General features: G+C 39.2%; 7 protein-coding genes. All 7 read left to right on the plus strand.

Annotated elements, in window-relative coordinates:
• The first annotated feature begins 36 nt into the window (after nucleotides 1-36).
• The 7 genes from HMAT_RS26365 to rplI all read left to right on the plus strand — a co-directional run bounded on the left by HMAT_RS26365 (nucleotide 37) and on the right by rplI (nucleotide 6,228).
• Nucleotides 37-903, plus strand: a complete 867-nt coding sequence (locus HMAT_RS26365) for a lysophospholipid acyltransferase family protein (protein ID WP_104385824.1) — start codon at nucleotides 37-39, stop codon at nucleotides 901-903.
• Entirely contained in the window at nucleotides 900-1,931 is a 1,032-nt protein-coding gene (locus HMAT_RS26370; protein ID WP_104385825.1) for a glycosyltransferase family 2 protein, read from the plus strand. The genes HMAT_RS26365 and HMAT_RS26370 overlap by 4 nt, the downstream gene beginning before the upstream one ends.
• A gap of 119 nt (nucleotides 1,932-2,050) precedes the next feature.
• Nucleotides 2,051-4,075, plus strand: a complete 2,025-nt coding sequence (ligA, locus tag HMAT_RS26375) for an NAD-dependent DNA ligase LigA (protein WP_104385826.1) — start codon at nucleotides 2,051-2,053, stop codon at nucleotides 4,073-4,075.
• Nucleotides 4,076-4,112: 37 nt separating this feature from the next.
• Complete coding sequence (dapA, locus tag HMAT_RS26380) at nucleotides 4,113-4,991, plus strand: 4-hydroxy-tetrahydrodipicolinate synthase (protein ID WP_104385827.1); 879 nt, start codon at nucleotides 4,113-4,115, stop codon at nucleotides 4,989-4,991.
• Between the two features lie 146 nt (nucleotides 4,992-5,137).
• Nucleotides 5,138-5,506, plus strand: coding sequence for a 30S ribosomal protein S6 (gene rpsF / locus HMAT_RS26385; RefSeq protein WP_104385828.1), 369 nt, complete (start codon nucleotides 5,138-5,140; stop codon nucleotides 5,504-5,506).
• Complete coding sequence (gene rpsR, locus HMAT_RS26390; RefSeq protein ID WP_028071347.1) at nucleotides 5,506-5,769, plus strand: 30S ribosomal protein S18; 264 nt, start codon at nucleotides 5,506-5,508, stop codon at nucleotides 5,767-5,769. The genes rpsF and rpsR overlap by 1 nt, the downstream gene beginning before the upstream one ends.
• A gap of 15 nt (nucleotides 5,770-5,784) precedes the next feature.
• A complete protein-coding gene (rplI, locus tag HMAT_RS26395) occupies nucleotides 5,785-6,228 on the plus strand; it encodes a 50S ribosomal protein L9 (RefSeq protein WP_104385829.1) in 444 nt (147 codons plus the stop codon).
• Nucleotides 6,229-6,341 lie beyond the last annotated feature (113 nt).

Here is a 6,341-nt window from a genome sequence, read left to right on the forward strand (position 1 = left end):
TATTTGTAAAATACTACTGGGAATTTTAGCTATAGCATGAAACAAAAAGCGTTAAGCGCATTAATCTATATCATCTCTCTTCTCCCCTATTGGTTTCTATATTTGATTTCCGATGGGCTTTATTATATTCTTTATTACGTCATTGGATATAGAAAGAATATCGTATTTCAGAATTTAGAGAATGCTTTTCCTGAAAAAACCGAGGCTGAAAGGCTGGTAATCGCCAAAAAATTCTATCGCTTTTTCCCGGATTTACTTGTCGAATCCATTAAGCTAAAAACGATTACTGCTGATGAAGTCAGAAAAAAAATAACGTTGGAGGATGAGGAGGAATTGACCCGCCACCTTGCTGCCGGAAAAAATGTGATCGGGGTGACCTCGCACTATGCCAATTGGGAACTCGGGATACACCGTTTAAGTCTGATTACCAATTTTCCAACATTGATTGTATATAAACCACTAAACAATAAGGACATTGATACGGTATACAATACCATGCGTAGTCGCTTTGGCGCTGAAATGGTTCCAATGAAACAGATTCTCAGACATATCGTGAAATTAAAAGGGCAGCCCAATGTCAGCATGTTAGTCGCTGATCAGACCCCGCTATATTCAGACTCTGATTATTTTATCAATTGGTTGAATCAAGAAACATTGGTCTATACTGGAGCTGAGCGACTATCAAGAATAAGCAAAGCCCCCGTAGTATTTTGTTATATTGGCCGGAAGGAAAAAAGAGGAGAATACTTCTGTAAGTTTGTTACTTTGGTAGAAGATCCTTCCGATTATGCTGAACATGAAATAACCGATTTACACAACCGATTTGCGGAGCAACTAATTCGAGAAAATCCCGAATATTGGCTATGGTCGCATAATCGCTGGAAAAGGAAACGCAGAAAATGAGTAAATTACCAAAAGTAGCTGTTGTCATACTCAACTGGAACGGTCGTTTCTTCCTGGAGAAATTTCTGCCTTCCGTCTACAACAGTTCTTATCCAAATATTGAGTTCGTCATCGGTGACAATGCATCCGATGATGATTCTATACTGTTTGTCAAACAGTATTATCCAACCATTACCATTCTTGAAAACGACAAGAATTATGGCTTTGCCGGAGGCTATAACAAGGTCTTGGAACGTGTAGATGCAGATTATTATGTCTTGTTGAATTCGGATGTGGAAGTATCCCAAAACTGGATAGAGCCCGTTGTTGCTTATATGGAGAGCAACCCGAATATTGCTGCCGCCCAGCCCAAGATTCTTTCCTTTCATAGTAAAGATAAATTCGAACATGCCGGTGCTGCCGGAGGTTATATGGACTATTTTGGTTTCCCTTTCTGCAGAGGAAGAATTCTGCATGAAGTCGAGGAAGATCATGGTCAATATGATCAGGAATCCGAAATTTTCTGGGCCTCAGGAGCTGCACTTTTTATTCGGGAAAAAGCCTGGAAGGAAGCAAACGGTTTAGATGAGGATTTTTTTGCCCATATGGAGGAAATCGATCTATGCTGGCGGTTAAAAAAAATGGGCTATGCTATCGGTTATTGCCCGACATCTGTGGTTTACCATGTCGGTGGTGGCACCTTAAATGCCAGCAACCCCAAAAAAACCTATTTGAATTTTAGGAATAATCTGGTTATGCTGCAAAAGAACCTACCTCTGGGTAAAGCAATTTGGATTATTTTCTTGCGTCTCTGGTTCGATTTAGCCGCTTTGATGAAATTTCTAATCGACCGAAAACCGAAAGATGCTTGGGCAGTCAGTCGTGCACATCAGTATTTCTTCCTGAACATTTTCAAAAATGCTAAAAAACGAAAGAAATACTTGGCTACTGAAAATCAGAAAGGGCAGTATAATAAATCTGTCATTATTGATTTTTACACGAATAATAAACATAAATTTTCGCAATTGAATCCAAAGGATTTCAAATAAAGTATTGAAACCCTTAAACCTAAAATGCATAAAAACGCATTTTAAAAATAAGGCAGTCTTAACAACAAGATTCTTTATTTATTTTATTTAAACGTACTTTTTATTTGTAATTTTGCAACATGTCGGTGATGGATATTGAAAAAAAGATAAAAGACTTAACAGCGGAACTCAACCATTATAATTATCAATACTATGTATTGGCCAATAGTCTTATTTCAGATTATGACTTCGATCTTAAATTAAAAGAACTCGAAGCACTCGAACGTCAATATCCAGAATTTGCCGACCCAAACTCGCCTACACAGCGCGTAGGTGGGGATATCACCTCCAAATTCAAAACAGAAAGACACCGTTGGCCCATGCTTTCGTTGGGCAATACCTACAGCCAGGAGGAACTGTTTGATTTTGATCAACGAATCCGAAAGATCATTGGTGACCAATTTGAATATGTATGCGAATTAAAATTCGACGGCCTTTCCATTAGCCTAACTTATGAAAACGGCATACTAAGCAAAGCAGTTACCCGCGGCGATGGAACACAAGGTGATGTGGTGACAAATAATGTCAAAACGATTCGCTCCATTCCGATCAGACTCAAAGAAGGAGACTATCCAGATCAGTTTGAAATTCGGGGCGAGATATTTATGCATAAATCCGCCTTTTTACGCCTGAACAGAGAACGGGAAGAAAATGAAGAGCAGACTTATGCCAATCCACGCAATTTTGCTTCGGGCACAATAAAACTTCAAGATTCAGCAGAGGTTGCCAAAAGACCTTTGGATTGCTTTCTGTACTTTTTATATTGCGACAATAGAACCAACCTATTTCACGATCACTGGAACAGCTTAGAACATGTAAAAAGCTGGGGATTTCATGTCTGTGAACACACAAGAAAATGCAGTACCCTGGCAGATGTCTTTGAATTCATCGACTATTGGGACACCGAACGACATAATCTCGGCTATGAAATCGACGGTATCGTCATCAAAGTGAATGATTATGCCCAACAGGAAGATTTAGGTTTTACGGCGAAAAACCCAAGATGGGCGATATCCTATAAATTCAAGGCGGAACGTGTTGAGACAACACTCAATACCATTAGCTACCAAGTAGGGCGTACCGGTGCAGTCACACCCGTTGCAAATCTCCAGCCTGTTTTGTTGGCAGGAACGACGGTCAAACGCGCCTCTTTGCATAATGCCAATGAAATTGCCCGTTTGGATTTACATCAGGGTGACACCGTCTATGTAGAAAAAGGAGGCGAAATTATTCCAAAAATTATTGGCGTCAACCTTGAAAAAAGATTACCGGATACAACAGCTTTCATCTATCCGGAAAGCTGTCCGGAATGTGGCACTACATTAATTAGACAAGAGGGCGAAGCCGTGCATTACTGTCCCAATGAAACGGGATGTCCACCACAGATCGTTGGTAAAATGCAACATTTTATCGGACGTAAAATGATGGATATCGAGGGGATGGGCGACGAGACCGTAGAGACTTTCTTCAAAAAAGGATTATTGCATAACATTATTGACATCTACGGCCTAAAGGACCATCAAGAAGACTTACAACAATTGGAGCGCTTTGGCCAGAAGTCAATCGACAATATGCTGGCAGGCATTGAAAAATCAAAAGAAAAACCTTTTGAGAAAGTATTATTCTCGTTGGGAATACGTCATGTCGGCGAGACAATCGCAAAAAAACTAGCACAGCATTTTAAAAATATTGATGCCCTTGCACAGGCATCTACAGAGGAAATTGAGGGTGTTCAGGATATCGGACGCCGCATTGCTGAAAGTGTCAAAGAATATTTGGACAACCCCATTCATCAACAACAGCTCATGAGCTTAAGAAATTATGGCTTAAAGTTGGAAATTGAAGAAAGGGAGATTATTCTGGCCAGTGAAAATCTCAGCGGAAAAACGTTCTTGATTTCAGGCGTATTTGCAGATTATTCCAGAGAACAGCTAGCGGAATTAATCGAGAGCAATGGGGGGAAAATGCTCTCCTCCATTTCTGCAAAATTGAATTATCTGGTTGCAGGAGATAAAATGGGCCCTTCCAAATTAGCGAAGGCAGAGAAACTGGGCATCCCGATGATTAATGAGCAAGATCTATTAGACCTTATTCATTCCAAATAGGATTTTTTAATTAAATTTATATAAATACAAAAACAAGATGAACGAGCTTCACGGCGCAGGAGTAGCATTGGTCACTCCTTTTAACTCAGATGAATCTGTTGATTTCGAGGCATTGGGTCAACTCATTGACTTGCAAATTAACGAGGGTATGGATTATTTGGTTTCTTTAGGTACAACTGGAGAAGTTGCCACATTGACTAAAGAAGAACGAAAGCGTATCTGGGATTTCACTGTCAAGCGCGTGAACGGTAGACTTCCTTTGGTGGCTGGTATAGGCGGCAACAATACTGCGGAGATTGTAGAACAGATCAAAGCGTTTGATCCGACCGGTTTCTGTGCTATTTTATCTGTATCACCTTATTATAATAAACCAACACAGGAGGGAATTTATCAACATTATAAGGCTATCGCACAAGTTTCTCCATTGCCTGTTATATTATATAATGTACCGGGCCGTACGGGCAGTAATATGACCGCACAGACAACATTGCGCCTGGCCAATGATTTTTCAAATATTGTTGCGATAAAAGAAGCTTCCGGCAATTTTGCCCAATTCAGCGAAATCTTACGGGACAAACCGGCAGATTTTCTACTGATCTCTGGCGACGATCCGGTCACCTTACCGATGATGGCGCTCGGTGCGGCGGGTATTATTTCTGTTGTTGGAAATGCATTTCCGAAGCGTGTTGCTACACTGGCAAAATTATGTGCAGAAGGTAATTATGCTAGCGCAAGGGCAATACATAACGATTTACTGCAGATAACAGATCTTTGTTTTGTGGAAGGAAATCCTGCTGGTGTTAAATACATCCTTAAAAAATTGGGTATCGGTAACGATATTTTACGCCTACCATTGGTAAGTGTCAGTGAAAAAACACAGGCCGCCATAAAAGAAGAAATGAGCAAATTAAACTAATCGGTTAATTTGTCGTCACAGAAAAAGTTTAGATCTCCGTGTAGATCTAAACTTTTTTATTTTAAGGCGTTGCAATATAACAATATAATACCTACCTTTGCACTTCCACAAATGTGGAATTTTAAATAACAAAATTAATTAACAAAATGCAACAGTACGAATCTGTAATCGTTCTTACCCCGTTGCTTTCTGAAGATGCTGCGAAAGAAGTAATCGCAAAATTCAAAAACATCTTAACAGAAGGCGGAGCCGAGATTGTCGCTGAAGACAATTGGGGTTTGAAAAAATTAGCGTATCCAATCCAGAAAAAATCTACTGGATTTTATCACTTAACTGAATTCAAGGCTCCAGGTGAATTAATCAACAAATTAGAGGTTGAATACAAACGTGATGAGCGCATTATGCGTTTCTTGACTGTAAGTTTAGACAAACATGCTAGAGCTTACAACGAGAAAAAACGTAGCGGTGCATTCAACAAAAAAGCTGAAACTAAAACTGAGGAGGGCGCAAACTAATGGCTAACGAAAATATCCAATACGTAACTGCTCCTAAAGTAGAGGACAACCGTAAAAAATACTGTCGTTTCAAAAAGAATGGTATCAAATATATCGATTATAAAGATGCTAACTTCTTGATGAAATTTGTAAATGATCAAGGTAAAATCTTACCTCGTCGTTTAACTGGTACATCTTTGAAATTTCAACGTAAAGTAGCTCAAGCTGTTAAACGTGCTCGTCACATCGGTTTGTTACCTTACTTAGCTGATGCAATTAAATAAGGAGGACGATAGAAAATGGAAGTAATTTTAAAACAAGATATCAAAGGCTTAGGTGAGCAAAACGATATCGTTAATGTAAAACCAGGTTTCGGTCGTAACTACTTAATCCCCCAAGGATTTGCTATTCAAGCGACTGAATCTGCAAAAAAAGTTTTAGCTGAGAACATCAAACAAGCTCAGTTCAAACAAGATAAAATTAAAAAAGACGCTACTGAATTAGCTGGTAAATTGGAAGCTGTAAAACTTTCAATCGGTGCCAAAGCAGGTGAATCTGGTAAAATCTTCGGTAAAGTAAATAGCATCCAGATTGCTGATGCATTGAAAGCAAAAGGTTTTGACGTAGATCGTCGTCGTATTACATTCGAAGTTGAACCTAAAGAAATTGGTGAATACATCGCTAACTTAAACTTACACAAAGAAGTTAAAGTTCAAGTTCCTTTCGAAGTAGTAGCTGAATAAGCTTATTATTTAGTATAAGATAAAGAAGCGGCTATCCCAATGGATAGCCGCTTTTATTTGTACCTTACCTTACCTTACCTTACCTTACCTTACCTTACCTTACCTTACCTTAC

The organism is Sphingobacterium sp. HMA12, assembly GCF_002933815.1.
GTDB lineage: Bacteria > Bacteroidota > Bacteroidia > Sphingobacteriales > Sphingobacteriaceae > Sphingobacterium.

Bases quoted from the DNA above. Each gene is read 5' to 3' on its own strand.
- HMAT_RS26365 (WP_104385824.1), top strand. From the start codon at position 37: ATGAAACAAAAAGCGTTAAGCGCATTAATCTATATCATCTCTCTTCTC.
- HMAT_RS26370 (WP_104385825.1), top strand. From the start codon at position 900: ATGAGTAAATTACCAAAAGTAGCTGTTGTCATACTCAACTGGAACGGT.
- ligA (WP_104385826.1), top strand. From the start codon at position 2,051: ATGTCGGTGATGGATATTGAAAAAAAGATAAAAGACTTAACAGCGGAA.
- dapA (WP_104385827.1), top strand. From the start codon at position 4,113: ATGAACGAGCTTCACGGCGCAGGAGTAGCATTGGTCACTCCTTTTAAC.
- rpsF (WP_104385828.1), top strand. From the start codon at position 5,138: ATGCAACAGTACGAATCTGTAATCGTTCTTACCCCGTTGCTTTCTGAA.
- rpsR (WP_028071347.1), top strand. From the start codon at position 5,506: ATGGCTAACGAAAATATCCAATACGTAACTGCTCCTAAAGTAGAGGAC.
- rplI (WP_104385829.1), top strand. From the start codon at position 5,785: ATGGAAGTAATTTTAAAACAAGATATCAAAGGCTTAGGTGAGCAAAAC.